Genomic DNA, 25,335 nt, shown 5'->3' with positions numbered 1-25,335 from the left:
GAGTAAACCATGTCCGCCGCGACATTAGAGGCTAAATCAACAACAGTCTCCGTCCAAACGAACTTGCGCTGCCAGTCCTGCCTGTCAAAGGTACGCGAAGGTCTCGATAATGCAGATGACGTGCTCGAATGGTCGGCCGATCTATCCGATCCCCGAAAGATCGTCACTGCGGAAATCGCTTCTGAGCGGCCTTACGAGGTCCTTGTACGCATCATCGGAGAAGCTGGCTATGTGGCAGAACCGATCGATGTGCCTGCGTCGACGAAAGAGGAGCCGCAGGAAACAACGCAAAGTACGAAGGAGCAGCCGTTTAGTCTCACGACCTACAAACCGTTGGTGCTGGTAGTCGGGTACGTCATTGGCTTCACATTGGCGATGTGCTGGGCAAGTGGAATTTGGACTCCAGGTGCCATGATGCGGTACTTCATGGGGGGCTTCTTCCTGGGATTTGCCTTTTTCAAACTGCTGGGCGTCCAAGCATTCGCCGACGCATTCTCTACGTACGATATTCTAGCAAAACGTTCTCGCACGTACGCACTTGCTTATCCTTTCCTCGAGTTCGGCTTGGGAGCTGCCTATGTGCTGGGCTTACAGCCGCAGATTATCAACTCAGTGACAGCGCTGGTAATGGCGGTCGGTTTAGTGGGAGTGATTGCCGCGGTTCGACGCAAGCGTGCGATTCAATGTGCCTGCCTCGGCACCGTCTTCAACCTGCCCATGTCTGCCGTGACGATCGTGGAAAACAGCGTGATGATTGCCATGGCGGTCGCTGCACTCATCATGGGGAGTTAGAACCTGGACGGAAAACCATCACCGCGCTCGGTTAGTTACCAATCAGTCAATCCAATGATGAGCCATGTGCGACATTGTCACGAAGTGGCCCGTTACTTGCAGTGAGTAGCCGGCAGGGTGTTAAGCTGGTCAACTCTTCTTAAAATCAGAATGTATGAGTGAATCGAATTCCAAGTCGTCGCAGTACGAAGAGAACAGTCTTTCATTGACCGGCTCGGTCGCGATGGGTACCGGCGTGATGATCGGTGCTGGGATATTCGCGCTAACGGGGCAGGTCGCGGAGCAGACGGGCGGGCTCTTCCCTTTGGCCTTTCTCGCCGCAGCCGTCGTTGCCGGATTCAGTGCGTACTCTTACGTGAAGATGGCCGAGCAGTACCCTTCGGCTGGCGGCATTGCCATGTTCCTGATGAAAGCCTACGGCAAGGGCACTGTTACGGCTGGTATGGCGCTACTGATGTACTTTTCGATGGTCATCAACGAAAGTCTCGTGGCCCGTACGTTCGGGACCTATACGCTGCAGTTATTTGATGCCGAAGACAATTGGCTACTGGTGCCAGCACTTGGCGTTGGGCTTCTTGTGGTGGCCTTCATCGTGAACATTTTGGGCAATAAGTTCATCGGAACACTTTCCACGGTGGCTGCCGTCATCAAGATCACGGGAGTCCTCATATTTGCCGCTGCAGGGTTGTGGGTTTCGGGACTATCGTTCGAAAGCATTGGCGTATCTGAACGAACCTCCGCCAGTGGCTTCTTGTCTGCGACGGCGCTTGCGCTGTTGGCTTACAAGGGATTCACCACGATTACCAACAGTGGCTCCGAGATTGTCGATCCCAAAAAGAATATTGGGCGTTCCATAATTCTGTCGCTGGGGATATGTCTAGTCGTCTACTTGCTAGTGGCATTTGCAGTGGCGGGCAATCTCTCGGTCTCAAAGATCATCGAGAGTCGAGACTATGCCCTGGCAGAAGCCGCTCGGCCTGCCTTCGGAGCTTGGGGAACCTATTTCACGGTCGGTCTGGCTATCGTTGCGTCGGTATCCGGTCTCATCGCCAGTACTTTCGCCGTTTCTCGGATGCTCGCCATGTTGAGTGAGATGAAGCTGGTCCCTCACCGGCATTTCGGGATGCCAGGAGATATTCAGAAGCACACGCTAGTCTATACCGTCGTCTTTGCCATCACTCTGACTGTGCTGTTCGATCTATCACGAATTGCCTCTTTGGGGGCCATTTTTTACATCATCATGGACATTGCCGTGCATTGGGGAGTGCTGCGACACGTCCGCCAAGACGTGCAGGCCGTCCGTTGGGTTCCCATTGTTGCAATCGTGTTCGATGTGGCGATACTCGCTGCATTCCTATGGATGAAGTTCACAAGTGACCCTCTCGTGATTTGGGTCGCACTTGCTGGAGTGATTTTCATTTTCGTAGGCGAGCGGTGGTTCCTGGAGTGGCACGAAAACGAAAAACATGACAACGAGGCCGCGAATGCTCGGGCAACATGATGGACCTGACACAAGGAATGCTGAGTGCATGGCTGGAAGCTTCTACGTGGCGAGGACGACGTGTCACATCCACGATGCAGGGATCGCTAGCATGTCAGCCTAAACATCCGTCGACCGCAAATAGTCGCCAGGACTCTGAACAAAGCGGTCTAAGCAACGTTGTGCACAGAAATAGTACGTCTCCCCTAGATGTTCGTGAGCCAATCCTCTGGGTTTCACGACCTTCATGCCGCAGACGGGATCGATGGCGATGTTGTAGTGTTGGTATTGCTCGTGCGTTTCGATCTTCAAGTACGAATCTAGGAATCCGAGTAGTTTTTTCTCCGCCCACTGGCGAACTACGTCATCGTCTACGTTCTGAATCTGCCGGTCCAGCATGTCGCTGCGCTCATATTGTATGAATACTGGTAGGAGGTGCGCTTCGTACTGAACGGTCAAATGCTCAATGGAGTCGTCGTGAGTTACTACAAACGCAACGTGGGCCGTTGCGGGAAATTGGACAGACCGGGATAACTCGCACTTCGTAAAATAGGGGGAACCCAAGTCAACTAATTGAGCGTTGCTAAAGCGTGTCGACAACTCTTCAAGTGTAGGCCGAAGGACACTGCTCATTATTGACTCGGCAGACTCCTTGAACATGGCTTCTCGCTGTTCCAGTTCGACCATGACGTGGTTCATCGTGTCGCGTTGGTGCTCAAATGTGGCTTGAGCCACGTCAAGCCGTTGCTGGATTTGCTGGCCGAAGGTCGAGGATTCTTGTGTACCAGACATTTCGTTCTCCTTCGCCTAAATGGATGGCAGCAACACACGCCAGGTAGTCTTTCGTGTGACCGGGCTGTGAGGTTGCGTGGAAAGTTAATGATTTGCTTCGCTGCTTAGACCGGTTGAGCTTATGACAGCAACATCGTTGACGATATGATTGACATGTTCGAGATCCTGCAACATTGTTTGGAGTATCTGCTTTAGGTAAAAACTGGAAACGCATCCTTCTAGGATGAGCGTGCCACCTGCAAACTGCCACGTTACTTTGTAGAAGCAACGGCTGTACGCACATTGGTCAAACCGCGCTTTTTACGCAAGCCTGGACTCTTGCGAGTGCGTCATAGCGCCGCGTATAAACATCGAAGATAGTACGTTTTGGTCAGAAGTTGTCTTGACAGACATGGCTACAAATCTCCTGTTCGAGTCGTGAAATTGGAGACTAGTTGTGTGACCTCCTCGATGTCCCGCGCGCCGATGACGGTCAGGTAGCGGTTGTTGATCGGCCAAGTAGCAGCTAAGCGATCGGTCCCCAGTTCGACGTTTTGCGTCGGCTGGCCCGAGCACTGGACCTGAATCGACGGCTGATCGGCAAACCAATGCGGTTGTTCAGTTTCGTGCTCAAAAATCGCCAGTGCGCTGCCGTCGTCGCGTTTGCACAGCGATCCAATGCATTCACAGCCAGGCATACGCAACACGTCACTGGCGACAAGTGTATAGCCGGGAGGAAGCCCAGACGCGACGGTCGGACGATAAGCAAGCCGCTCCACATCCACGTTATCATCGACCGGCTGTCCACCGTATTTAATAACAAAATACTCTCGCGCGGCTGCAGGGTCTCTCTGAAGTTGGGTTGCGTAGTGCAAAAAGTCGTTGGCAACCTCAGCGTGCTGTCGCCAACCGTGCCATGAGCTATAACCAATCCACCCTGTCATTAGAAGCGTGGCGGCAATCGCCGCGGCAAATCGAAGGGCGCTAGTTTCCAGCCATTCCATGGGACCTAGGGGAAACGATTCGTTTCGTTCAACGCGATTACTCGCGGTGATCTGTGCGGAGATTATGCTCCATAGGTCAGGAGGCCATGGACACCTGAGTTCAGCCATGGCGGTTGATAACTTGTTAAAACTGGCAAGTTCGGCGCTACAGCGAGAACAGGATTCAAAGTGGACGGTTGCAGTGGTTTGGATACTACCGACCAACTCGCCGTCGTAGTACGCAGAAATCAGCTCGCTAACTTCTGAGCAGTTCATCTCATCGTTCCCAACCCAAGTCGCCCAGGTGTCGCTGCAGTTCACGTCGAGCTCGATTCAATCGTGATCCGACTGTCCCTTCTGGGATGTGAGTGACGTCAGCGATTTCGCTGTAGCGCAGTCTAGCGAAATAACCAAATAACGAACTTGGAACGTCCTGCGAACTGGTTAATGTTGCGGTACAGTTGCAGAAAAGTCTGCTGCGTAACGTCCGAACCATCAGTCGGTATACCTGTTCGCGATACAGGTCATCCAAAAAACGCCGATGAGCGTCACGCTCCCATGCGCAGCGCCCCATCCACACGTCGCTAATATCGGGCGCATGGGGTGTGTCGCAGGTCTCTCGTATTCTTTGATGTCACGGCGGGACCGATACTTCACAAGGCTTCTTAATAACAGCCGGCCTCCTGAAAGTTGGCGTCCGACACCGAGATTCTTTGAAGTCGGAGAAGCGAGACGAACCTTCCCGGGGGCTTGTCTATCTTATTTCAATGCCATTTCCTACCGAAACCTCCAACTTGCGGCCCTTGCGGTAACGGACGTTTGCGCACACGCCGTCGACGCCGGACCAATATCTTGGCCAACATTTCTGCAATCTGCGTGAAGATTGCCGACTAACGCCGCATCTAAATCTACAGTTATGCTTTAACCCGCAGGTCAAATTGGCATTTGGGGTCATCCTGACTTGCAGAAGTCCAGACACATGCCCGGACGACAGACGCCGCTACGTTGGTGTCCACGTGTTCCGGGCAATTCCCTGAGGAGACCTTGAGTCATGTCACACGAACGAAGCAGGTGGCTGATGCTGGGCTTGGTGGTTCTCACCGCAGCCGTCATGTTGGGACCTTCCGAGGTCCTGGCCCAAAGGAAGAGCCCGGGCGGATTGGTTGGCGAGGAGCGTTTGCATCCGGGTAGCTGGGCAAATCAACGCGCGTCGCGCAGCGTCCGGCATGCTCGCGATTATTCCTGGGACATTTATCGCTACTCCCGCGACGCAGGGCGTATCGAACCAGCCGTCGCCAAGTCTGAGTCCGAGGAATTGGGCCGCAACATCGCTAAGGGCCAGAAAGAACTCGCCACCGCAAGTGCGGACCTAGGGAGCGACTCTGAAACGGTTGCCGCCGTGAAATCGATCAATGAACACCTGGCCGCGGCAGCCAAGCACCACGCGATGCTCCACGAAGAGTGCTGCAAGGACTCGATTGATGGCTCCGTCTGCATGATCTGCTGCAACAACATCCTTCTGGAATTGGACAAGGCGCAGGCGGAGCACAACGCGTTGATGCGTTCGCTGGAGGTTAAAGAAAAGTAACCCCTGGAAGCTTGTCGGGCCGAGAGCAACGAACTTGCTGAATTCGATCCGGATGAGTTGCAGTCAGCACACAATGGCGTGTGGGAAGGAGATTGCAGTGAACGAACAACACACTCTTCAATTCCTCGGTGCAGCCGGAACGGTGACCAGCTCGAAGCACCTGTTGAAAGTTGGCGGTAAGCAGGTGTTGCTCGATTGTGGGTTGTTCCAAGGGTTGAAGGAACTGCGACTTCGAAATTGGCAGCTTCCACCGTTCCAGCCATCGGAGATCGACGCTTTCGTGCTCAGCCACGCACATATTGACCACAGTGGTTATCTGCCGCTATTGGTGCGCCGTGGATTCCGGGGCTCCCTCTACTGTACGCCAGCCACCAGATCGCTGCTGAAAATAATGCTGCCGGACTCGGCACATATTCAGGAAGAAGAAGCTGCCTACGCTAATCGCAAAGGCTTCTCGAAGCACAGGCCAGCGGAAGCTCTCTACACTGCTCGTGATGCACAAAACGCGCTGAAATTGCTGGATATACTCAGCCATACGACAATTCGTTCTCGGTGACCCCTGGGGTCTGCGCGACGTTTCGTCGCGCTGGTCATATCCTCGGGTCGGCTAGCATTGAGCTTCAAATGGGAGAGCGTAAACCGAATGTGCTTGTCTTTTCTGGTGACCTTGGCCGCTGGGGCCGACCGATGATCCGAGATACTCAGGTGGTGCCCCATGCCGACGTACTGCTCGTCGAAACCACATACGGAAATCGGACGCATCCTGATGTGGAACCCTCTGAACAACTTGCAAAGGTCGTCAATGCGGCGGCGGAACGAGGCGTGGCCTTGCTCATTCCGGCGTTTGCCGTTGGACGAACGCAGGAACTCATATGGCGGTTGCGGGAGCTTGAAGAGGCAAATCGAATCCCGCGGCTGCCGACGTACATCGATAGGCCCATGGCGACCGACGCTACAGAGGTGTTCTGCCAGCACCCGGAAGACCACGATATCGACATGAAACTTCTCATGGACGAGCGTCGCTGTCCGTTGTGCTGTAAACCCGATACCTTTACACGGACTCCAGAGGAATCCAAGGCCTTGAACCACATTAAGGGGCCGATGATTATCATAGCCGCCAGTGGCATGGCCACTGCCGGACGTATTGTCCATCACCTCAAGCAGCGTTTACCTGACCGGGCAACTACAGTCCTGCTCGTCGGCTTCCAGGCGGCGGATACGCGTGGCCAGTTGCTCCAGAAAGGTGCGAAACAGCTCCGGATGCACGGCCATGAAATCCCTTTGCGTGCGCATATCGAGACAATTGACGGACTATCGGCCCACGCCGATAGAGATGAGATCTTTCGCTGGTTGCGAGGTTTTCGAGAAGCTCCCAGACAAACTCATATTGTGAATGGGGAACCAGCAGCGGCAAAGGAACTCGCTGAATGCATAAGCGCACGGCTTGGCTGGAGTGTCAACATCGCACAACAGATCCAGACCGTTGCCTTGACATGACTCGCCGATTGGGGCTCAAGAAAGGAGCGACGTAGTATGAACTTGGCAATCCTTGCACATACCGAAGGTGGTTACGGCTGGGGCAGTCCATTTGAGCCGTGGGAGTTTCACCCCGCGCTCAATCACCTGCCGATAGCTTTTTTGCTCGGCGGCGTCGCCGTTGATTTGTATGCTTGGTGGCGGGGGCGGCCGAACTTATCTTCGGTCGTCACGGGCTTGCTCGTCGCTGGTGTGCTAACGGGCGGGCTCGCCTGGCTATCCGGCGTTCTGGCCTTATTCACGGTTCCTGCACATACGGAAGAGGCACACTGGCTCATGTATTGGCACGCAGGCGTTCAGACGATAGTCCTTGCAATGTTTGCGTGGGTTGCTTGGAAGCGCTGGCGAAAAACGACATCATCACCTTGGGCACTCGGAAGAGTTTTGGGATGGATTGGCGCGGCGTTGCTTCTGGTTGGCTCAGGGCTCGGTGGATACATTGTCTATCACGGCGGGGCTGGTATCGATCCACAGCTATTGACGCCGGAGGTGCGACAGAGCCACACCCATGGTGGAGGAAACGATAACTCGCACGAGCACGCCAACACGGTAGATCATGACCATAGACACTAGTTGTGAAGTCAGGGCCATGCTGCTCCACCGTCGATACGACCATGATTTGTCATTGCAACAATCTAAGAAACGCGTGCCGTATCCAGTTAGGGAAGAATGGATTATTGGCAGATACAATCCGATTCACCTTTTGTACAAGAGCATGAACCCAAAGAGACTCGTTGGTGTTTTCTTCGTGATGGCACCACTGCGACCGCCGGGCTTCTTGCTGTGGGCGGAGTCCAGATTACATCAGTCGCGTCGGGTGACGGCCTCGACCATTGCGATCTCGCCCCCGCGCCCGATGGAGATGGAGACATGGGCCACAAGCCGCGCGTCTTCGTTGCTGATCGCACCAGGTCCCCAGGTCGTTCTCATTTCGGCGATCCGTTCAACCGACAAGCAGAGGCCGTGGTCTTTCTCCCCTCAAATGGATCCGACTATCGTGAGCGAACCGGCGACCGAGCGTAGAGCAGAAAGGACTCTCAAACGATGAAGAATACGAGACACATGCCCTACCGCGGCTTGCCGCTGTTCAAGATCGCGGTGGAAAAGGCTCATTGAATCCATCAGCGCCCTTTGTTAGCACGTTCATTTCCTACCTTCGTACGCCAATCGGCACCCGCCCGAGGTTGTACGAACCCTTCAACTGGCTCCCGTAGCTTTGGGTACCATCCCCACGAATGCGCACCAATGCCGAAACGCAGGTATACGCCCTGCTCATGAAATCCGCTCTTGCGGAAACCGGCCAGAGCGGCGTCGTTCGTGACCTCCGTCGTTGTTACAAGCCAACCAACATCTCGCGTCCTATACAGTTCCAGGGCTGCGTATGACAGCATGGCGGGCATCAGCCCCTGGCCGCGCGAGTCAGGAGCAGTATAGACGTTGAAGACAAAGGCAGCATTGCTGGATAGCTGGATTTCAGTCGCGGTAGCTGGATGGTAGCCAACGTTCATGCCTTTCTCGGCTAGCCCTTCATAGAACCAAGCAAACGCGCACAGACCCGCCTCAGATTCAGCGCCGACACACCACATGCGATGCTCTATCAATCGTGGTATGAGTTCTTCCGAAAAGAGCAGCTGGCCGCTCGCAGCGTACTCGCTTGCCTCGGAAGTAGAGAGAACTCGGATTGTGTAACCGCCAACTTCCGGGCTACTGCGAACAGTGTTGGAGTCAAGAACCAACAAGCGTGCTGCCTCAAACGGAACCACACGCTGCAGCAGACGGTAAGGTAGCCGTAGTATTTTGCGACTCAGCATCCGGCGCTACCTGGTGTGGGTTTTGAGGAAGAAGTTGTATTGGCGGCGGACACCCTCAAGGCACCTTCAGGTGGTGACTGAAGGCGGTTCCGCATCATGTGCTGCGAAACGCGGATCCTTGATTCCCAGCCTCAACTTCCACTCCTGGATGGCGCAGTACAGAACCGGTACGGTAAACATCGTGATAATCACGATGCACATGCCGCCGAAGCTTGGAATTGCCATGGGAACCATAATGTCGGCCCCCCGGCCGGTGGAGGTCAGTACGGGAAGCAAAGCGAGGATCGTCGTCGCCACGGTCATCAAGGCTGGTCGTACGCGGCGTAGTCCCGCTTCAAGCGTCGCCGCCCGCGCTTCTTGGGTAGTAGTGATCTTGTGGCGGTAGAAGCTCTGATCCAGGTAGGTAGCAATCACCACGCCATCGTCCGTGGCAATGCCGAATAGCGCGAGAAAGCCGACCCACACCGCCACACTGAGATTGATCGGGTGAATCTGAAATAGCGTCTGCATGTCGGCTCCAAACAGGCTGAAGTCCATGAACCATGGCTGTCCGTAGAGCCACAGCATGATGAATCCACCGGACCAGGCCAGTGGAACGCCAAGAAACACGATGCATGTCGTGATTACCGAACGGAACTGCAAGTAGAGAATGATGAAGATGACAAACAACGCCAACGGGAGGACAACCATTAGCGTCTTTTGGGAGCGGATCTGATTCTCATAGTTGCCCGCGAAGGTGTAGCTGACGCCGGGAGGAACCACGAATTCTCCGGAGTCGATTTTCTTCTTCAGGTAACGTTGGGCATCTTCGACGACATTGACCTCCGCCTTGCCTGGTTTCATGTCGAACAGTACGTATCCGATGAGAAATGTATCTTCACTCTTGATTACCTGTGGGCCCCGGACGTACTCGATATCGGCAACTTGTGCCAGCGGAATCTGCGAACCATCCTTGGCAGGTATCAATATCTTCTCGAGTTCTTCAATCTCGTTGCGCAATTCTCGCATGTAGCGTACTCGGACTGGGAAGCGTTTCCGCCCCTCGACGGTGGTCGTGATTGGCATGCCGCCGATGGCGACCTCTACCACGTCTTGCACATCTTGGATGTTGAGGCCGTACCTAGCAATTTTCTGGCGATCGAAGTTGATTTCGAGGTAGGGCTTGCCCACGATCCGGTCGGCAATCACCGCAGATGCTTGCACGCTCGGGACCTCTTTCAAGAATCGTTCGATGTCGAGAGCCACGCTTTCAATCGTGTCCAAATCGGGTCCTTTCACTTTCACCCCCATCGGCGCCCGCATGCCACTTTGAAGCATCACGATGCGAGCCGCGATTGGTTGCAGACGTGGAGCGGAGGTCGTGCCGGGTACTTGCGCGGCGTCCACGATCTCGTGCCAAATATCGTCCGGTGTCTTGATGCCGGACCACGACTTCCGGCCAGGATTGAGTGCGGGATCGAGTGGTGCTCGCCACTGGCGGAATGGAACACCGGCGGGATCTTCTATTAATTGACCTGTGTCATCCCTCGGATACTTGCCCTGAACCTGATACGGCTGCCCATCTCCTGCTTCCATGGGAATACCACTGGCGTCACGGAAGAAGTCAACCTCATCGGGGGTGAATTTGTAGTTGATGCGGTGTCCGTCTTTATCTACCAGATATTCGGATTTGTAGTTGATGACGGTTTCGATCATCGAGATGGGTGCCGGGTCCAGCGGGCTCTCCACTCGTCCGAGCTTGCCAACAGCCAGTTCCACCTCGGGGACGGCGTTGATGCGGCGATCCTGCAGCTGTAGGACGCTGAGAGCCTCACCGATGGAGGCGTGTGGCATTGTAGTCGGCATGTATAGGAACGAACCCTCGTCGAGCGGCGGCATGAATTCTTTCCCAAAACCCTCCCAACTCTTGGCGAGCGTCCATTTCAGCCTTGCACCCAGCGGACGGACCGCGACGTCATCGGCCCAAGTTTTGGAACGGACACCTGCCATTTCATATTTGAACCGCTCCAGCGAAGAGAGTTGCTGCAGGTCTTCGCTGGATAAATCCTGTGCCTCGTATTGCTGCGGAATGCGACCTAGCAGCACCGCCGGTCCTAGCCAAGCACTGAACCCGAACAGGAGTACCAGCGCTGGTGCAATAAGAAAGAGCCCCTTGTGGTCTAGACTCCAGCGTAAGAGTGGACGGTACAGGTGGTGCTGAAAGAGATGAAAGAAAGCCAGCAGGCCGCCAATCAGGAGAGCTACAAAGAAGAAGTTGCTTAAGAAACCGCTCTCGGGGCCCAATGGCAGCCAATCCTCCGTCAGCATGGTGCCGACCAGCAACACCGCCGCCCCATTGGCCAAGAGCAGGCTGAGGTTTTGCATGCGGTCTCGCCATGTTTGATGGCTGTCCGGCAGAGTTTCTTCGACGAATTTGAAGAGCCCAAGCGCAGCGATGATGAGACCCGCCCACCAAGCGATCCAGACCCCAAGAATCACTCCTGCGACCATCAGTCCTGCATAAAGGATGCGTTTGAGCATGCGCGAGTCGACACGCGTTGTGAACAGGACGTGGGCAACCGGTGGGATGATGGTCAGTGCGACGATCACCGATGCGGCCAAGGCGAATGTTTTTGTGAAAGCTAGTGGTTTAAAGAGTTTCCCTTCCGCACCGATCATCGTGAACACTGGCAAAAAGCTGACGATCGTCGTAGAGACGGCGGTTACTACCGCGCCTCCTACCTCACTGGCCGCCCGGTAAATTACCTCCAGTCGGTTCTCCTGGGCTTCCGTCTCGTCTAAATGCTTCAGGATGTTCTCGCAGAGGATGATCCCCATGTCGACCATTGTGCCAATAGCGATGGCGATGCCCGATAGTGCCACGATGTTCGCGTCGACACCAAAGGTCTTCATGGCGATAAAGCACATCAGCACGGCCAATGGCAGCAGCGCACTAATCAGTAGGGAGCTTCGCAGGTGCATCACCATGACCAGGATCACGATCACGGTAACCAAGATTTCTTCGACGAGCGCCTTGTTCAGCGTGCCGAGTGTCTCATAAATCAGGCCGGTTCGGTCGTAGAACGGCACAACCGTGACTTGGCTCGTAGTTACCCAGCTTGGCCACTCATTTCGGGGAGTGGACCGCAGGTGCTTGACCCACTCATCGTCATTTAGGAGGTCATCGCTGGCAAAGGCGTCGAAACCATGCTGCTCGGCGTAGTCAGCAGCCTCTTCACGAGTTGCCTGTCGATAGTCGATGATCGCCTTCGTGGGGAGGCCATCTTCGAATTCACTTATCTTCTGCTTCACATTCTTAATTGCCGCCAGCGGGTTGAAGCCGTAACGGACTACAGCCACACCACCTACTGCCTCGGCGCCACCTTTATCCAGCGCTCCTCGACGCAGCGCAGGGCCGAGCGACACATGGGCCACGTCTTTGACGTAAATCGGCACGTTGTCGTTTACTGCGACGACGCTGTACTCCAGGTCTTCGACATCCTTGACGAAGCCAAGGCCGCGGATGAAGTACTCCGCCTTGTTGATTTCGATGGTCCGGGCACCAACGTCGATATTGGACTTCTTCACGGCCATGAAGACATCATCGATGGTCACACGAGCCGCACGCATGGCATCGGGATCGACATCGATTTGGTACTCCTGTACGAAACCGCCGACGGATGCCACTTCACTGATGCCTTCGGCCGACAGCAAGGAGTAGCGGACGTACCAATCCTGGATGGTTCGCAACTCATTCAGATCCCATCCGCCGATAGGCTTACCATCGGGGTCGCGACCTTCAAGCGTGTACCAGTAGATTTGTCCCAGCGGCGTTGCGTCTGGTCCCAGTGCAGGCTGCACCCCCTCAGGCAGCGTTCCGGATGGAAGGCTGTTCAGCTTTTCTAGCACGCGGGTCCGCGACCAATAGAACTCCACGTCTTCATCGAAGATGACGTAGATGCTTGAAAACCCAAAGAACGAATAGCTGCGGATCGTCTTCACGCCCGGTACGCCCAACAGGGCCACGGTGAGCGGATAGCTGATCTGGTCTTCGACATCCTGTGGCGACCTGCCCATCCATCGGGTGAACACGATTTGCTGGTTCTCGCCGATGTCGGGGATCGCATCCGTCGGTACAGGATCGCGGGGCAAAGCCCCCACCTCCCAGTCGAACGGCGCAACCAGCACGCCCCATCCCACGACCGCAATGACGATCAGCGAGACAATGAGCTTGTTTTCTAGGCAGAAACGAATGACACGGTCAATCATCGACGATTCCGGGATATTGAGAATCTCAGTGTTGCGAATGGTCTTGATGGTCGCGCTGCGAACCTGGCATAGTGGGTTCGTCATGAACCACCCGTTCCACACGGTCGGCACACGTCAGCATGGATGAGCCGTAGTAAGGGTTCTTTACCTGATCATCCTCCTGGTACCACACGGCACCTTGCCCTTGGAATGCCATCGGACAGTGCAGCTCGAAAACGGGATTGGCATCGCCAAAGCCGAACGTCTTCGCCAGCACTCCTACTTCTTCCGATAGCGGTTTGAATGCTGTCCGCATGTCTTTCAAGTCGGACTTGTCGCCAAGGGAAGCAGTTAGTGTGCTCATGTTGGCTCGTTCCCGTTGCCAGACTTCGACGGCACGCGGGCTTAGGCCAGTGGGGTCCACTGCGTTGATTGTCGTTTGCAGGCTGATGGCTGCCACTTGAGCGTTTTGCGGATTGTCAGCAGCCAGCTCCCGCTGAATAGCCCGATAGTGATTCCACGCGGCGGCAAGCTTGGTTTGAAACTCCTCGGGCACAGCCAAACGTTCGGTAGCTGGTGGTTGTTCTGTCTGCACGCCAAGCTGCTCGCGCATCCGCCGCATGTGCCCTTTGAGCAAGAGGAACACCTGGTCCGCCTCATCCAGCTGTTTGACGTCTTGCCCTTCAAACGCATCGTTGCCCAAGAGCATGTTGAACTCGTTCCACTGCATGCGAGCATGGCCAGACAGCTGTGAACCATCGACAGCCGCAAGGCTTGATCCGAATTGGGAGAACGCCAACCTTACTTGGTCGAGATTCTTGCTTTCGACCGCCTGAGTAACCTGCTGATAGGCGTCTTGCAGAGCTTGGATGTGAGCAACGAATTCCGGTGGTAACGACATCTGATGGCCCGCGTGCTCGTCACCTCCTGCCGGCTTGGTGGGGCCACCCCCGTGATGATGGCCGCCACCTCCACCGCCTTCGGGAGTCATCATGCTGGGCTTGGCTTGAATTTGGATTTCAGCGTCGATCTTGAAGTTGCCTTGCGTGACAACCAGCTCTCCCTCTTGCAGACCATGGCTAACGAGGTAGTAGTTTCCGGCACGCGGCCCGAGTACGATTTCTCGTCCTTCGAACGTGGGCTGCCCCGTGGGAGCGAACTGCTCATGCACTCGCTCCATGACCGATTCCATTCCCGCGAACGCTTGTTTCGCTTGCTCAATGCTGGATGCTCGGCTGCCTGCCAATACGAAGGGGGCGAGTTCGTCGGCGTACGTGTTCCAGGTCTGACGGGCATACTGGGTGCCGGACTGGCCATACGCTCGGTCAAGTACTTTGCTAAAGACTCCGTTCGCCTCACGGATCTGCTGAAGGTCGCCTGCTTGAATCGAAGCAGAAATTCCCTGATACGCGGTTTCTACACCTTTGGGTAGCTCCGGCAACTCGACATACACTATCGCCCGACGCCCGGTTACTAGGGCCGCGGAATAGGGAATCACGAGCGGGGCCACTCGTTCGTCGGTCTCTGCCGTCACAAACCCAAGTGACTCGGCTTGCACCAAATCCATGCCGCAGATGTTGCACGTGCCCGGCTCGTCCTTGACGACTTCGGGATGCATGGGGCAGATCCACTTTCCGGCAAGGCTGGGGTCGATCACTCGCCCCTCGGCCGCCACTTGAGGGCGGGCCACGGCGCGGACGAACATTTCTGGCTTCAACTTGCCAGTAGGGTTCGGAACATTCACCCGGACTTTTACGGTGCGCGTCTTGTCATTGAGCACCGGTTGAATAAACGAGATGCGGCCGTGAAACTCTTCACCGGGATACGCTTCGGTGGTGATCGTCACATCTTGTCCGTAGCGAATCCAAGGTAGATCCGATTCGTAGGCATCCAGGTGGACCCACACCTGATCCAGGTCGGCGACTGTGTAGATCCGTTCGCCGGTCTTCACGTAGTCGCCTTCCTGCTTGAGTTTGTCGATCACCACGCCGCTAAGAGGTGAGTAGATGGTCAGGTGGTCGCTCGGCTGGTCGCGCTGTTCGATCTCGCGAATCTGTTCCTCTTTAAGCCCAAGTAGACGCAGCTTCTCGCGCGCCGACTCCACCAAATCGAGCGATGGGGTGAATCGATTCCCACGCCCTTGTTCCGATTGGTATTTGATTGCCTGGATCAATTCCTCCTGTGCGGAATAGAGTTCCGGGCTATAGATGTAAACCATATGGTCGCCCGCATTCACTGCGATGCCGGTGTAATCGACATAGAGACGATCGAGCCTGCCGGGAACCCAAGCACTGATGTAGCCAAGCTTGGTTTCGTCATAGTCGACCTTGCCCACCATCGGTACATCGTGCGAGACATACTTTCGCTCCACAGGGGCCGACGCAATGTTCATCAAGGCCCGCGTTTCAGGGCTGATCGTAAGAGTCCGCATCCCGCCAGAAGTATTGGCGACTGGAATCAGGTCCATGCCGCAGATTGGGCACTTGCCAGGCGATGTAGACCTAATCTGGGGATGCATTGAGCAAGTCCACAGGCTTGCCCCACTCGATGAAACGGCGGTCGTTGCCGGAGTGAGTGCGCTGTCCGATGAGGACGAACCTCGCAGAAACAGGGCGAGTATGAAGCCGACCACAATGAAGAACAGAGCCTGCACCGCAAGGCCCTTCCAGTCTTGTCCGTTGATTCGCTGCCACCATGCGGCCGGCTTGCTGGATGTGCTCACGGCTTCTCACTCCGTAGGGTATTTTGATTCAGAGTCCTAGTTGACAACATAATGGATAGTCTAGAAATGGGCGACATCGATGAGGTTGCGTATGAGGTGAGCTTCCACAACCAATTTAGCAACTTCTTGGGCACGTTGCTTGAGGTAGTAGGACGAAACACGGCCGCGTAGTGTTACCACGCGGCCGTTCTCGTCTACAGTCACCGAGAGCTTGGCCAATTCGGCGTACCCGCTCTTCGAATATTGGTCGCTCAGAGTACGCTCGATGGAACTCATCGCTCAGAGGAGGCTATATGCACCTCGTTTGGGACCTCGCTCGAATCGCAGTCAATAGCTCCGAGTGCCTGGATGTAATCGCACCTGTGGCGGGGTCACGTGCCGCGGGGCGCTACTGCGTCGCACCTCGTATCGGGGCGATACGTTGGCGCCTGGCTCATAGGAGAAACTGCGATAGGTTACCGAGGGAGTCGCCTGGCAGGGACTTTGCGTCTCGGCCTTGGTTGCCGGAGCCGCAGCTTGCGGGGTCTCTTCCTTAGTTACCTCAGGTGCTGGCTCGTAGGAGAAGCTGCGGTAACTCTCGGCCGCCAGCGCTGTGTTCGCCTGATTCGAAGCTTGAACAGGCGAGACCACGCGAATTGGCGTCGATCGGGTTACTCTGGCACGCGACTGAGAATTCCAGAAGCCCTTACCGAACTCTCTACGTGCTTTGGCTCCGGCATCGCGTTGAGCAAACGCTTCACTACCTAGCACCAACCCCAGAACCGCCACTGACAATACAACTGTGCGAAACATCTTCCGCCTCCCGGCTCCTTGTGAGCCAGCTTAAGGATCGCGTCCTGCGCTTGAGTGAGCGGGGACCCACTGTCCCTCGCTGCAACTTGTCTTCTCTGCCTAGTTTGATGCGCTAGGGCAGGCGTTCCTTCATCCCTCCGTTGGAAATAGTTCACCTGGGAGAACAAGGGGAACGAACAGGGACTGCGCAGAAGCTTTGCAGGACATGCTGCTCTTCCTGGCAATGGCGGTATTTGCCGCAGCCAATCTGCACTCATCAGGTGTCCTTTCTGGCACACGTTTTATCGAATGCAGGACGCCATCCCCCTCGCCATGAAGAAATGAATCACCTTTGGCATGAGATTTGACTATCTCGGCTCTGGATGCCATCCATTGCCGACCCGCAAGTCTTCTTTCCGTGGGTTAGGTTTGCTCCCAGCCCACTTGGATAGTCTGACTTGCTCGCCCATAAGCTTTTCAAGCAAACGCCCGCAGCGATTGCCCTGGTCCTGTTGTCCCTATTGGGAGCGTGCGCCTGGGCCGAACCGAAGGAAGCTACTGCCAATCAAGAGCACCTAGATGCGGAGAGTTTCAACCTCCGCACCTACGCTGGTGGGCCGAAGGCATCGGAGGTGGTTGCTCTGGCAACCAAGACAAGGCGTGAGGCGCACGGTCGCTGGCTCGCCGGTGAACCACAACAGCCTTGGCGGCCACGCTGCGAGATCGTGGTTCACCCCAATCGGTCGACCTATTTGCGGGCTGTCGGTGGTGGGGGAGGTCAGACTTCCGGGGCGAGTTTCATCAAATGTGTCGCTGGCCAGATCGTCGAGCGGCGGGTCGATGTACTTGTCAACGAGAAGGGAGAATGCCCTGCCCTGGCACACGAGCTGACTCACGTCGTGCTGGCTGATTTTTTTGAGGGCCGACAGCCGCCACCCTGGATTGACGAAGGCATCGCAACGCTGGCGGACTCAGAAGAGAAGCGAGCACTTCATTATCGCGATTGCCATCGAGCACTTCAGAATGGAGAAGCTATCGAATTGGCCGAACTTCTGGAACTCGAGCGTCTCACATCGCGCGAGCAAGCCGCGGCATTCTACGGCCAGAGTTTATCCCTGGTAGAGTTCCTGGCCGACCGCGGCAAGCCTGCGCGGCTGCTGACCTTGGTGAAGTTGGCCCAAAGCAAGGGATACGACCAGGCATTAAGGGATGTCTACGACATCAACGGTATCGGCGAACTGCGGAGTCAATGGCTGCACCACGCGGCCTCCCCAGCCATGGAGACGAGCAGGCCGCTGGTTTCCTCAAGATAGAACGTAAACGCTGCAATCCCTGGCTCATCCACTTGCGTCTTTGCTCAGGCTGTCCACCAAGCGCGTCACCTCTTCCAAGTCACCGGCTCCGATTACCGTAATCTGCCGCTCTCCCTGTCGCCAACTAGCTGCCAGTTGTCCACTAAGCTCGACGACACTTGTCGGCTTGCCACCGCAGATGCACTCGACGCGGGATCGGTCACCGAACCACATCGGTTGTGGATCGACGTGCTCCAGCACGGTCATCACACCACCATCGGCTCGGCGGCAGACTGACAGGCTGCAACGGCAACAGGGCATCTCCAGAGCATACGTCTGCTCGACGGTAAAGTCTCCCGCAGTACTGGTGGCAACGGGGCGAAAACCTAGAGATTTCTCGGCCTCCTCCGGGGTGATCAACTGACCGTTGTACGTTGCCACTAGCGTCTGGTGCGCCTGCTCCGGGTCCACAGCAAACTTCGCGAGGTACAGGTCGAAATTGGCGGCCATCGTTTCGTGCCCGTGGTCGCCCGCAAAGTGGTTCGTCGCCAACAATCCTGCGGTTAACGCCAGCAGAACAGAAGCGGCGATCGCCCAAGCAGCCCGAGGTGTTGCCCACCAGCGTCGGACATTCGTGTCACCAACGTGACTCAGCTGTTCTTCGTTTTCGAGGCGTGCCTCGATGGCTTCCCACAGGCCTGGGGGAGGCGCGGGGGCCGGCATCGCTCGAACCTCACCCGCCAACTCCCTCGCGAACTCGACCTTTGCCGCGCAGGCCGAGCAACTGCTGACGTGCGCCGCTACCTGTTCGCACAAATCAGCAGGGAGTTCATTATCCACGTAGGCGGATAGTCGGTCTTGTGCCTCTGAACATTTCATCGTTAAGGGCTCCAACCCACGTGCGCAAGCCGATCCTGCAACTCCCTGCGGGCACGGTTTAGACGCGAACCGACGGTCCCTTCGGGAATATTGAGAATCTCAGCAATCGTTACGTACGGTAGTTCTTCCACTTCGCGCAGGAGAAAAATGGTCTTCAACTCTTCATCCACCGAAGCCAGGGCGGCGTCCAGCGCTTCGGCGAGGTCGGTCCTCTTTTCGTGCGATTCATGATGATCGCACGGTTCATATTCTAAGGAAGCCATCGGATGGCGTTTCCTACGGCGTAGGTGCTGCAGGGCCTCATTGACCGCCAATCGATAGACCCATGTGTTCAATCGCGAACGGCCTGAAAACTGTCCAAGCTTGCGGTAGACCTGGATATAAGCCTGCTGCATCACGTCGGGGGCATCCTGCTCACCCACCATGCGGACCATCAGCCGATAGATTCGGCCGTGACTTTCGTCAAACAGCCGCCTCTGGGCATCTCGGTCGCCACGTTTGCAGGCGAGGACAAGTTTTTCGTCGTCTTGGTGCATGCTTCCTGCATCTTTGGCTCTCCGTCGCTCTGTTAGATGCGTGGGAGAGCTTGGTTCTTCGGGAAAAAGTGTTGCGGGAGGCCGTGCCACACTAAGACCAGGGGTCGCTGCCCGGTTTCGAGTGTGGTTTCTAGTCTCGCCAACCTCCCAGATTACCATCGCGATCCGCTCGGGTGGAGTGGGAGCCCCTTGGTGCGGATTGTTTTTTCAACAGAAGTGAAGAACCTCGTAACCAGGAGCATCTATCTGAAATAGACAGGATTTGAGCATTTACTGACGTCCGATTTGGACCCGCAGTTTCCCCCTCCCGGTCGGTGGCTTCAGCTCGCATAGGAATAGAGCTGGGGCCATCGACTTTCAGACACCTGTAGAGAGGATCAAATGACCTATTCATCGTTGTGTTTTTCAATTGCGCTAGTTGCCATAGTCGCCTTGGTAGCCGTTGGATGCGGTGCCCCATCCGCGACGGAGACGCCGTCCGAGCCTCAGGCGACCCAGAACGACATGCACGACATGCACGCCGACCACGACCATGCGGCTCACACTGACCAAGGCGCTACTGGGATGTCAGACATGGACCAGATGAAGTCCGAGCTGGCGAAGCTCTCGCCCGAAGACGCCGATTCGGCGATGAAGCAACACTTTTGCCCTGTCAGCGGTGAAATGCTGGGAGTCATGGGCGCACCGATAAAAGTCGACGTGAACGGCAAGCAAGTTTGGATTTGCTGCGAAGGCTGTCGGGACAAGTTGCTGGCCGATCCTGACAAGTACTTGGCGAAGCTGGAGAATTAGGCGTTTTGAAGCAGATGAGTTGCGTCTATGTCGCACCATTGTTGGTGCGAGGAGGTGCAAGCGTGTCCGACATCGCTACATTTACCAAGCGAGTACACGAGGTTGTCACAGACACTTGCCGTTTGCAGCACTGGTCGACCGCTGATGCACGTCGATACATGCAGGAGATTCGAGATCGCCGTCAGATTTTCGATGAGAAGGCGAGAACGCTGCTCAAAGGTGTCATCCAGCCACGGCTAACGGCAGTGGCTGGGCTATTTCCCAACGCAAGTTGCAGTGGCGACCAGTCTCTCGCACGTAGTTGTCATTTCCAGTGGACGGAGCGTTTTCCCGCTAATGCTTCTGTCGCCTTCTCCGTAGAGCACGATCTCCGCTTTGAGCAATTAATCATTCGCTCTCATGCTCGAATAGTGCCAAGATTCATCCCATTGGTGGAGCAGGATCAATTGCATTCGCCACTGCAAAACACCGTCGACGCCAGTTTAGCTGATTGGGTTGAGGAGCGACTGCTGGAATTCATTGACACCTACCTCCGCCTGGACTGCCAGAGGCAAAGTGATATTGGGGTCGCGACGGATCCGGTCTGCGGTATGAAGCTGAGCGTTGCAGAAACAAACGCCGCAAGTTCCTATTACGGGCACCCCTACTATTTCTGCTCCGAAGACTGTCATTCGTTGTTCGAAAGAGATCCTGCTCGTTACGCACAAGTCAAGACGACATGACCAGATGGGCGACAAGTGTACCAAGAGACTAATTCGATACATCAAGCAGAGGAAGTTGTTTCGTCCAGGTGTCGTCGGATGCCAAGTATTGGTAAGCGTCTGTTGCTTGCAGTCAACATCCCCGTGTTGGTCCTAGCCGTCCTGCTGCTCAGCTATGACTACCATCGCGCGTTCAACCGCGGGCTCACGAGTAAGCGAATTGCTTTGGAGGAAGAGGCTAAAACACTGCTACCCGCCTTGCTCCGAATTCATGCGGATCGACCGCACGATACTCAAGCATTCATCGACTCCGTCTGCGGCCTGATGCATGACACAGATTCCCCCGGGCATCATATTGCTGTGGTGATCGGCAACAGAAAGTTCCAGGCGGTAGCTCATGGTCGTGCGTCGCCGGAGATGTTCCAGGCAATGCAGAAGACGGCTGACAGCAACGACCATCTGGCGTCCCGGGGTGGGGAATCGTTGATCGTCGCAGAGCAGAGCACCCCGCTAGCTACTGCTTACGTTTCGGAATCGCTGGAGAATGTTCGGCAAGCGGTTCGGGCAGACGTTCTCCGTCGGTCGGCTGGGTTCGCTCTGATCGCAGGTGTAGCCGCTGTGATCATCAATGTGGTGCTTCTCTACGTGATAACTAAGCCGATCGAGGCGCTGGTAGAGACGGTGCAACGGATTCGAGAAGGGGAATTAGGTGCCCGTTCCGATTCATTCCGGACAAGGGAGCTAGAGTACCTGTCTGAAGAAATCAACCTAATGAGCCAGTCCTTGGCAACAGCTGAGAAAGCTCGTCAGACCCAGATGGCCAAAGCTCGCGAGATTCAACTCAATCTGCTACCGAACGGAGTCAAGCCGGACGGAGTGCATTTTGCTCACCTATTCGTGCCAGCCAACGATGTTGGTGGAGACTATTTCGATGTGCTTAAGCGGGCGGACGGCACATGGCTATTCTGCATTGCCGACGTTTCGGGCCACGGAATCCCTGCCGCGATGAACGCTGCGATGCTCAAATCGCTGATGTCGCAAGCGGCCCAGCATTGCCTCGCTCCATCCCAGGTGCTATCCGAGGTCAACCGTCAATTCTGTGCGATGAGCCTTGACGGAGACTTCGCGACACTGCTCGTGCTCAGTATCGACCCGAACTCATACAGGCTAGACTATGCGAGCGCAGGTCACGAACCAGGGTGGCTCTTTCGTGAGGGAGGCGAATTGAAGCAGCTTGAGTCGACTGGAATGCCGCTTGGCGTTTTGGGTAATGCAGCCTGGGAGGATGTTCGAACCTACTTTGAGCAGGATGATCGACTGCTGTTGGTGACGGACGGCGTATGTGAGACTGGCGATTCGTCGGGGCAACTTTTCGGCCGTGAGCGTATAGGGCAGCATCTCAAGAGGTTCCGCGGGGCGGGCGCAACTGGCGTGGTCGATGCCTTGAATCAATCGCTAACGCAATACCGCGGCTCAGCCAATCAGACCGACGACGTGACCGTGCTGCTGATTGAACGAAAGCAAAGCGAAACAGAGTAGACCTATGTTGGGGGTGGTTATTGCCCTTGCGTCACTCCACTTGTCACACCGTCCTCGTATGCGTCAGCCGGGTTAATCAGGTCCGAGTTGGTGTTTGTAAAATAAGGCTGAGCGGCGCAAGAGTGGCAAGGGCATCCGTCGTAGTACTCATAGGGGAGGGGGGATGGTGTGCAGTACTTGCACGGAACCCGGCAGCCCTCGTACCAGTGGTACGCCGGTGCGCACCCGGCTGAGGTGAGCAATGCCAGTATGGTGATTCCGATGAAAGAACGCCAAGAACCCATTTGCCTCCCCCTTTTGACTATCATGTCATGGTGACTTGCGGTCGTTACGGTTGTCATTCCGCCAGTGCTGGTTCCGGCAGCTGCATCGAGTTTTCTTCCATATCTTCGATCTCGCTGCTCTGAGGCAGCGGTACGCTCTCAGCCATTTGAGACAGCGGACCACCAACCACACGCTCAAGCGATGCGATTGTCTGTCGCAACGACGCTTCGAGACGGCTGTTGGCTACTTCGTACCGAAGTACCAGGCGGAAGTTATCGATTAACTGCAAGAAGTCCACTTCGCCCACGGAGTAGGCACGGTTCGAGACCTCCAGCGTCTGCCGAGCTTTCGGCAGGATGTCCTCTCGGAAGAGAAGCAACAGGTCCTGCTGGCTGCGGGCCTTGGCGAAGAGGTCGGTTACTTGCTCCAACGTGGCATCTCGCAAAGCGTCGTACTGTCGCGCCGTGGCGACGGCATTGGCCTCTGCGGACCGTACGGCCGAATCGAGTCGCTTACGATAGATTGGGAGGTTGATGCCCGCCGTAATCAGGGCGGCATCTTGTCCATTGGCGACCGGACTGATTCCTGCATTGGCTGTGTCGATCCACGTGGCCCCGAGCGTCAGGTCAGGGACGTAGTCTAGCCGGGCAAGCTGAGCTGTGCGTCGGTCGCGTTCTAGCGCCGCCAGCTTCGCGTGTAGTTCTGGTCGCGCAGCGACTGCGCGTCTTTCCAGCCAGTCGAGATCCTGCGGAGCTTCTTCACCAAGAAGTTGATCCGACGCCAGTAGGTTCGTTTGAGGCGAGATGTGCAGGGCCCGAGCAAGCTTTGCCTGAGTGCTATCGAGTTGCTGGTGGAGGCGAATCAACTCGTTGGCGATGTTCGAGAGTTCCAGGTCGGCTCGAAGGACGTCTTGCTGACTGGTGAGATTGGCTTTGTAGCGAGCGTTTGCCGTGTCTCGTATCTTTTCAAGCTCTTCCTCTTCCGTTTCGGTAATTTCGATCGCCTGCTGGATGTAGAACAGCTCGTAGTACGAAACCTTAACTTGCTCGACGACTGCTAGCTCCACCGCAGCCAACTCCGCTCTGGCAACGTTGGTTTGCGATTCGGCAACGCCCGCACGAGTATTCAGTTTTCGCCGAGCTGGGAACTTCTGGTTGACATTCAACGCAAGCTCTTGCTGCCCGGCCGCAGTTTGCACCTGCTCTGGGTAGGCGGTGACTCCCAGCATCGGGTCAGGCAAGCTGGCTTCCACAGGGACCCGGTGGGCCGCTGCTTCCATCCGCTTGCGAGCCGCCTGCACCTCTGGGTTTTGCGAGAGGGCGAATTGGACCAGACGATCAAGCGACTGGACGCCGTCGAATTGCCCTTGGGTCGGCGGCACTGCTGACTCCGCTGCGGCAAAAGAGTCGTTGTAATGGATGTTACTGGCGATGTGAGCATACTCTGCATCGCGTACCTGGCGAGTGCCTCTACAGCCCACCGCAGCGAAGACCGCGATGGTGGCCGTACATAGTAGTAGTTTTTGTAGTCCGGCCATCCTTGGCCCCCTCCAGTTCGTTGTAGCCGCATCGACAGACTTCACAGAGATAATCGGCGAAGGCGATACCGTTGTTAAAGTGGTTATCTCCGATACTACCGTACCGCCTACAGGTGGTGCTGGGTGGTAACGGTTAGGTAATCCTTTCTTAGGCCGAGCGCCATCAGTCTAGCAAGTAGATTACGGGAGAAGCCGGTCCGAGCGCCCCATGTAGGGGGGAGGCGAGACGCTCGGGACCGGCCCTCGTTCGCAGGTTACCCAATAGATGTCATAGTAGAACACATCTCAGTTCTGTTCCTTGGCCAAGTGAGCCACGTAGAGTTCGTCGACCTTACGCAGATACTCTTCTGGCTCGGCGGCAAGCTTCTTGGTGCATGGCGGGCAGCAGACGTAGACCACTTGCCCCTCGACAATCGACCACTTGGGAGTCTTGGGAAGGTCGCCCCCCATCACCGGGCAGGTTCCCTGCGCTTTTGCGATGTTGTTGTGGATCGTGGCCCAGTGCTCACGCTTGATCTCCTTGCCCATGCAACCTTTGCAGCAAAGGAAGACGGTCTCCTCGCCGACCTGCACCTTGAGGGGTTCGCCCATGGAGCCAAGCTTCTGCCCCGAGACGGGACAGATGTCTTGTACTGCGATACGCAGGTCATCGCGAATCGAAGCGGTGTAAAGAGCATCCACCTGCTTGGTGTAGGTTTCCGGGTCGGTTTTGATTTTATCTGCGCATGGCGGGCAGCAGATGAAGATGGGTTGCCCGTTGACGACGATCGACTCCGCGTCTTCCGGCAGCGGCTTCTTCATGACGGGACAGATCTTCTGTGCCTTCGCCATGTTGGCGTGGATCGTTTTCCAATGTTCGGCATCCACCTGCTTGTTTAAGCACCCTTTGCAGCAGAGGAATACCGTCTCCTCGCCGACCTGTACCTTGATCGGATCTCCCATCGAACCGAGTTTCTCACCGGTCACAGGGCAAATTGCCTGCACTGCAATTCGCAGTTGGTCTTGCCGCCGCTGCTGTTCTGTCTGCTGGTCGGCAGTCTGAGCCGTCGCGAACTGCCCCAGCAGCACAATGCCTGCAAATGCCGTGAGTATTGGTAGTCGATACATCACCATC

The 25,335-nt window shown here is 56.0% G+C and carries 23 protein-coding genes; 10 read left to right on the top strand and 13 right to left on the bottom strand.

Annotation, left to right across the window (positions count from 1 at the left end; all coding sequences use genetic code 11):
• Positions 1-9 precede the first annotated feature (9 nt).
• A complete protein-coding gene (locus tag ACQK2L_RS21290) occupies positions 10-792 on the top strand; it encodes a MauE/DoxX family redox-associated membrane protein (protein WP_425399062.1) in 783 nt (260 codons plus the stop codon).
• Positions 793-946: 154 nt separating this feature from the next.
• Positions 947-2,293, top strand: coding sequence for an APC family permease (locus ACQK2L_RS21285; protein WP_425399061.1), 1,347 nt, complete (start codon positions 947-949; stop codon positions 2,291-2,293).
• Between the two features lie 99 nt (positions 2,294-2,392).
• Here ACQK2L_RS21285 and ACQK2L_RS21280 read toward each other — a convergent pair whose 3' ends face one another.
• From ACQK2L_RS21280 to ACQK2L_RS21270, 3 genes are all read right to left on the bottom strand, one after another.
• Positions 2,393-3,064 carry a YHS domain-containing protein gene (locus ACQK2L_RS21280; protein WP_425399060.1) on the bottom strand — a complete coding sequence of 224 codons (672 nt, stop codon included), beginning with the start codon at positions 3,062-3,064 and terminating at the stop codon, positions 2,393-2,395.
• A gap of 395 nt (positions 3,065-3,459) precedes the next feature.
• Positions 3,460-4,047, bottom strand: coding sequence for an anti-sigma factor (locus ACQK2L_RS21275; RefSeq protein ID WP_425399059.1), 588 nt, complete (start codon positions 4,045-4,047; stop codon positions 3,460-3,462).
• Positions 4,048-4,303: 256 nt separating this feature from the next.
• Complete coding sequence (locus ACQK2L_RS21270) at positions 4,304-4,522, bottom strand: RNA polymerase sigma factor (RefSeq protein ID WP_425399058.1); 219 nt, start codon at positions 4,520-4,522, stop codon at positions 4,304-4,306.
• A 555-nt stretch (positions 4,523-5,077) separates the two neighbouring features.
• On the opposite strand from ACQK2L_RS21270, the gene ACQK2L_RS21265 reads away from it, so the two are divergent.
• The 4 genes from ACQK2L_RS21265 to ACQK2L_RS21250 all read left to right on the top strand — a co-directional run bounded on the left by ACQK2L_RS21265 (position 5,078) and on the right by ACQK2L_RS21250 (position 7,723).
• Entirely contained in the window at positions 5,078-5,614 is a 537-nt protein-coding gene (locus ACQK2L_RS21265; protein WP_425399057.1) for a hypothetical protein, read from the top strand.
• 97 nt (positions 5,615-5,711) lie between these two features.
• Positions 5,712-6,170, top strand: coding sequence for an MBL fold metallo-hydrolase (locus ACQK2L_RS21260; protein ID WP_425399056.1), 459 nt, complete (start codon positions 5,712-5,714; stop codon positions 6,168-6,170).
• Between the two features lie 68 nt (positions 6,171-6,238).
• On the top strand, positions 6,239-7,111 hold the full coding sequence (locus tag ACQK2L_RS21255) for an MBL fold metallo-hydrolase RNA specificity domain-containing protein (RefSeq protein ID WP_425399055.1): 873 nt from the start codon (positions 6,239-6,241) through the stop codon (positions 7,109-7,111).
• Positions 7,112-7,147: 36 nt separating this feature from the next.
• Positions 7,148-7,723 (top strand): DUF2231 domain-containing protein, encoded by a 576-nt coding sequence (locus ACQK2L_RS21250; protein WP_425399054.1) that lies wholly within the window; start codon positions 7,148-7,150, stop codon positions 7,721-7,723.
• 231 nt (positions 7,724-7,954) lie between these two features.
• On the opposite strand, the gene ACQK2L_RS21245 is transcribed toward ACQK2L_RS21250, so the two are convergent.
• The 6 genes from ACQK2L_RS21245 to ACQK2L_RS21220 form a co-directional block, all read right to left on the bottom strand.
• Positions 7,955-8,080 (bottom strand): hypothetical protein, encoded by a 126-nt coding sequence (locus tag ACQK2L_RS21245; protein WP_425399053.1) that lies wholly within the window; start codon positions 8,078-8,080, stop codon positions 7,955-7,957.
• A 191-nt stretch (positions 8,081-8,271) separates the two neighbouring features.
• Positions 8,272-8,961: a GNAT family N-acetyltransferase gene (locus ACQK2L_RS21240; RefSeq protein ID WP_425399052.1), complete on the bottom strand. Its 690-nt coding sequence runs from the start codon at positions 8,959-8,961 to the stop codon at positions 8,272-8,274.
• 66 nt (positions 8,962-9,027) lie between these two features.
• Positions 9,028-13,209 carry an efflux RND transporter permease subunit gene (locus tag ACQK2L_RS21235; protein ID WP_425401113.1) on the bottom strand — a complete coding sequence of 1,394 codons (4,182 nt, stop codon included), beginning with the start codon at positions 13,207-13,209 and terminating at the stop codon, positions 9,028-9,030.
• Between the two features lie 25 nt (positions 13,210-13,234).
• Complete coding sequence (locus ACQK2L_RS21230) at positions 13,235-15,841, bottom strand: efflux RND transporter periplasmic adaptor subunit (protein ID WP_425401112.1); 2,607 nt, start codon at positions 15,839-15,841, stop codon at positions 13,235-13,237.
• 129 nt (positions 15,842-15,970) lie between these two features.
• Positions 15,971-16,186 (bottom strand): BON domain-containing protein, encoded by a 216-nt coding sequence (locus ACQK2L_RS21225; RefSeq protein ID WP_425399051.1) that lies wholly within the window; start codon positions 16,184-16,186, stop codon positions 15,971-15,973.
• 51 nt (positions 16,187-16,237) lie between these two features.
• On the bottom strand, positions 16,238-16,702 hold the full coding sequence (locus ACQK2L_RS21220; RefSeq protein ID WP_425399050.1) for a hypothetical protein: 465 nt from the start codon (positions 16,700-16,702) through the stop codon (positions 16,238-16,240).
• Positions 16,703-17,139: 437 nt separating this feature from the next.
• On the opposite strand from ACQK2L_RS21220, the gene ACQK2L_RS21215 reads away from it, so the two are divergent.
• Complete coding sequence (locus ACQK2L_RS21215; RefSeq protein ID WP_425399049.1) at positions 17,140-17,994, top strand: hypothetical protein; 855 nt, start codon at positions 17,140-17,142, stop codon at positions 17,992-17,994.
• Between the two features lie 24 nt (positions 17,995-18,018).
• Here ACQK2L_RS21215 and ACQK2L_RS21210 read toward each other — a convergent pair whose 3' ends face one another.
• Together ACQK2L_RS21210 and ACQK2L_RS21205 are read right to left on the bottom strand one after the other, a co-directional pair.
• Positions 18,019-18,852: an anti-sigma factor family protein gene (locus tag ACQK2L_RS21210; protein ID WP_425399048.1), complete on the bottom strand. Its 834-nt coding sequence runs from the start codon at positions 18,850-18,852 to the stop codon at positions 18,019-18,021.
• A gap of 2 nt (positions 18,853-18,854) precedes the next feature.
• The gene (locus tag ACQK2L_RS21205) at positions 18,855-19,388 is read right to left on the bottom strand and encodes an RNA polymerase sigma factor (protein ID WP_425399047.1); all 534 of its coding nucleotides are present in this window, start codon (positions 19,386-19,388) and stop codon (positions 18,855-18,857) included.
• A gap of 381 nt (positions 19,389-19,769) precedes the next feature.
• Between ACQK2L_RS21205 and ACQK2L_RS21200 the strand changes: the two genes are divergently transcribed.
• From ACQK2L_RS21200 to ACQK2L_RS21190, 3 genes are all read left to right on the top strand, one after another.
• Positions 19,770-20,180: a hypothetical protein gene (locus tag ACQK2L_RS21200; RefSeq protein WP_425399046.1), complete on the top strand. Its 411-nt coding sequence runs from the start codon at positions 19,770-19,772 to the stop codon at positions 20,178-20,180.
• Between the two features lie 62 nt (positions 20,181-20,242).
• Positions 20,243-20,902: a YHS domain-containing protein gene (locus ACQK2L_RS21195; protein WP_425399045.1), complete on the top strand. Its 660-nt coding sequence runs from the start codon at positions 20,243-20,245 to the stop codon at positions 20,900-20,902.
• A 78-nt stretch (positions 20,903-20,980) separates the two neighbouring features.
• Positions 20,981-22,420, top strand: a complete 1,440-nt coding sequence (locus ACQK2L_RS21190; RefSeq protein ID WP_425399044.1) for a PP2C family protein-serine/threonine phosphatase — start codon at positions 20,981-20,983, stop codon at positions 22,418-22,420.
• A 337-nt stretch (positions 22,421-22,757) separates the two neighbouring features.
• On the opposite strand, the gene ACQK2L_RS21185 is transcribed toward ACQK2L_RS21190, so the two are convergent.
• Entirely contained in the window at positions 22,758-24,221 is a 1,464-nt protein-coding gene (locus tag ACQK2L_RS21185) for a TolC family protein (RefSeq protein ID WP_425399043.1), read from the bottom strand.
• A 285-nt stretch (positions 24,222-24,506) separates the two neighbouring features.
• Complete coding sequence (locus tag ACQK2L_RS21180) at positions 24,507-25,328, bottom strand: hypothetical protein (RefSeq protein ID WP_425399042.1); 822 nt, start codon at positions 25,326-25,328, stop codon at positions 24,507-24,509.
• Between the last annotated feature and the right edge of the window lie 7 nt (positions 25,329-25,335).

Source organism: Aeoliella sp. (assembly GCF_965227375.1).
Taxonomy (GTDB): domain Bacteria; phylum Planctomycetota; class Planctomycetia; order Pirellulales; family Lacipirellulaceae; genus Aeoliella.
The sequence above is the reverse complement of the archived record's forward strand: the minus strand, read 5'-3'. Positions and strand labels throughout refer to the sequence as shown.

What these genes read in the sequence shown, in the direction of transcription:
- ACQK2L_RS21280 (WP_425399060.1), bottom strand. Translation starts at nt 3,064, where the DNA reads ATGTCTGGTACACAAGAATCCTCGACCTTCGGCCAGCAAATCCAGCAA.
- ACQK2L_RS21255 (WP_425399055.1), top strand. Translation starts at nt 6,239, where the DNA reads ATGGGAGAGCGTAAACCGAATGTGCTTGTCTTTTCTGGTGACCTTGGC.
- ACQK2L_RS21250 (WP_425399054.1), top strand. Translation starts at nt 7,148, where the DNA reads ATGAACTTGGCAATCCTTGCACATACCGAAGGTGGTTACGGCTGGGGC.
- ACQK2L_RS21240 (WP_425399052.1), bottom strand. Translation starts at nt 8,961, where the DNA reads ATGCTGAGTCGCAAAATACTACGGCTACCTTACCGTCTGCTGCAGCGT.
- ACQK2L_RS21285 (WP_425399061.1), top strand. Translation starts at nt 947, where the DNA reads ATGAGTGAATCGAATTCCAAGTCGTCGCAGTACGAAGAGAACAGTCTT.
- ACQK2L_RS21220 (WP_425399050.1), bottom strand. Translation starts at nt 16,702, where the DNA reads ATGTTTCGCACAGTTGTATTGTCAGTGGCGGTTCTGGGGTTGGTGCTA.
- ACQK2L_RS21185 (WP_425399043.1), bottom strand. Translation starts at nt 24,221, where the DNA reads ATGGCCGGACTACAAAAACTACTACTATGTACGGCCACCATCGCGGTC.
- ACQK2L_RS21190 (WP_425399044.1), top strand. Translation starts at nt 20,981, where the DNA reads ATGCCAAGTATTGGTAAGCGTCTGTTGCTTGCAGTCAACATCCCCGTG.
- ACQK2L_RS21275 (WP_425399059.1), bottom strand. Translation starts at nt 4,047, where the DNA reads ATGGAATGGCTGGAAACTAGCGCCCTTCGATTTGCCGCGGCGATTGCC.
- ACQK2L_RS21290 (WP_425399062.1), top strand. Translation starts at nt 10, where the DNA reads ATGTCCGCCGCGACATTAGAGGCTAAATCAACAACAGTCTCCGTCCAA.
- ACQK2L_RS21225 (WP_425399051.1), bottom strand. Translation starts at nt 16,186, where the DNA reads ATGAGTTCCATCGAGCGTACTCTGAGCGACCAATATTCGAAGAGCGGG.
- ACQK2L_RS21265 (WP_425399057.1), top strand. Translation starts at nt 5,078, where the DNA reads ATGTCACACGAACGAAGCAGGTGGCTGATGCTGGGCTTGGTGGTTCTC.
- ACQK2L_RS21235 (WP_425401113.1), bottom strand. Translation starts at nt 13,209, where the DNA reads ATGATTGACCGTGTCATTCGTTTCTGCCTAGAAAACAAGCTCATTGTC.
- ACQK2L_RS21180 (WP_425399042.1), bottom strand. Translation starts at nt 25,328, where the DNA reads ATGTATCGACTACCAATACTCACGGCATTTGCAGGCATTGTGCTGCTG.
- ACQK2L_RS21270 (WP_425399058.1), bottom strand. Translation starts at nt 4,522, where the DNA reads ATGGTTCGGACGTTACGCAGCAGACTTTTCTGCAACTGTACCGCAACA.
- ACQK2L_RS21245 (WP_425399053.1), bottom strand. Translation starts at nt 8,080, where the DNA reads ATGAGAACGACCTGGGGACCTGGTGCGATCAGCAACGAAGACGCGCGG.
- ACQK2L_RS21205 (WP_425399047.1), bottom strand. Translation starts at nt 19,388, where the DNA reads ATGCACCAAGACGACGAAAAACTTGTCCTCGCCTGCAAACGTGGCGAC.
- ACQK2L_RS21210 (WP_425399048.1), bottom strand. Translation starts at nt 18,852, where the DNA reads ATGAAATGTTCAGAGGCACAAGACCGACTATCCGCCTACGTGGATAAT.
- ACQK2L_RS21200 (WP_425399046.1), top strand. Translation starts at nt 19,770, where the DNA reads ATGACCTATTCATCGTTGTGTTTTTCAATTGCGCTAGTTGCCATAGTC.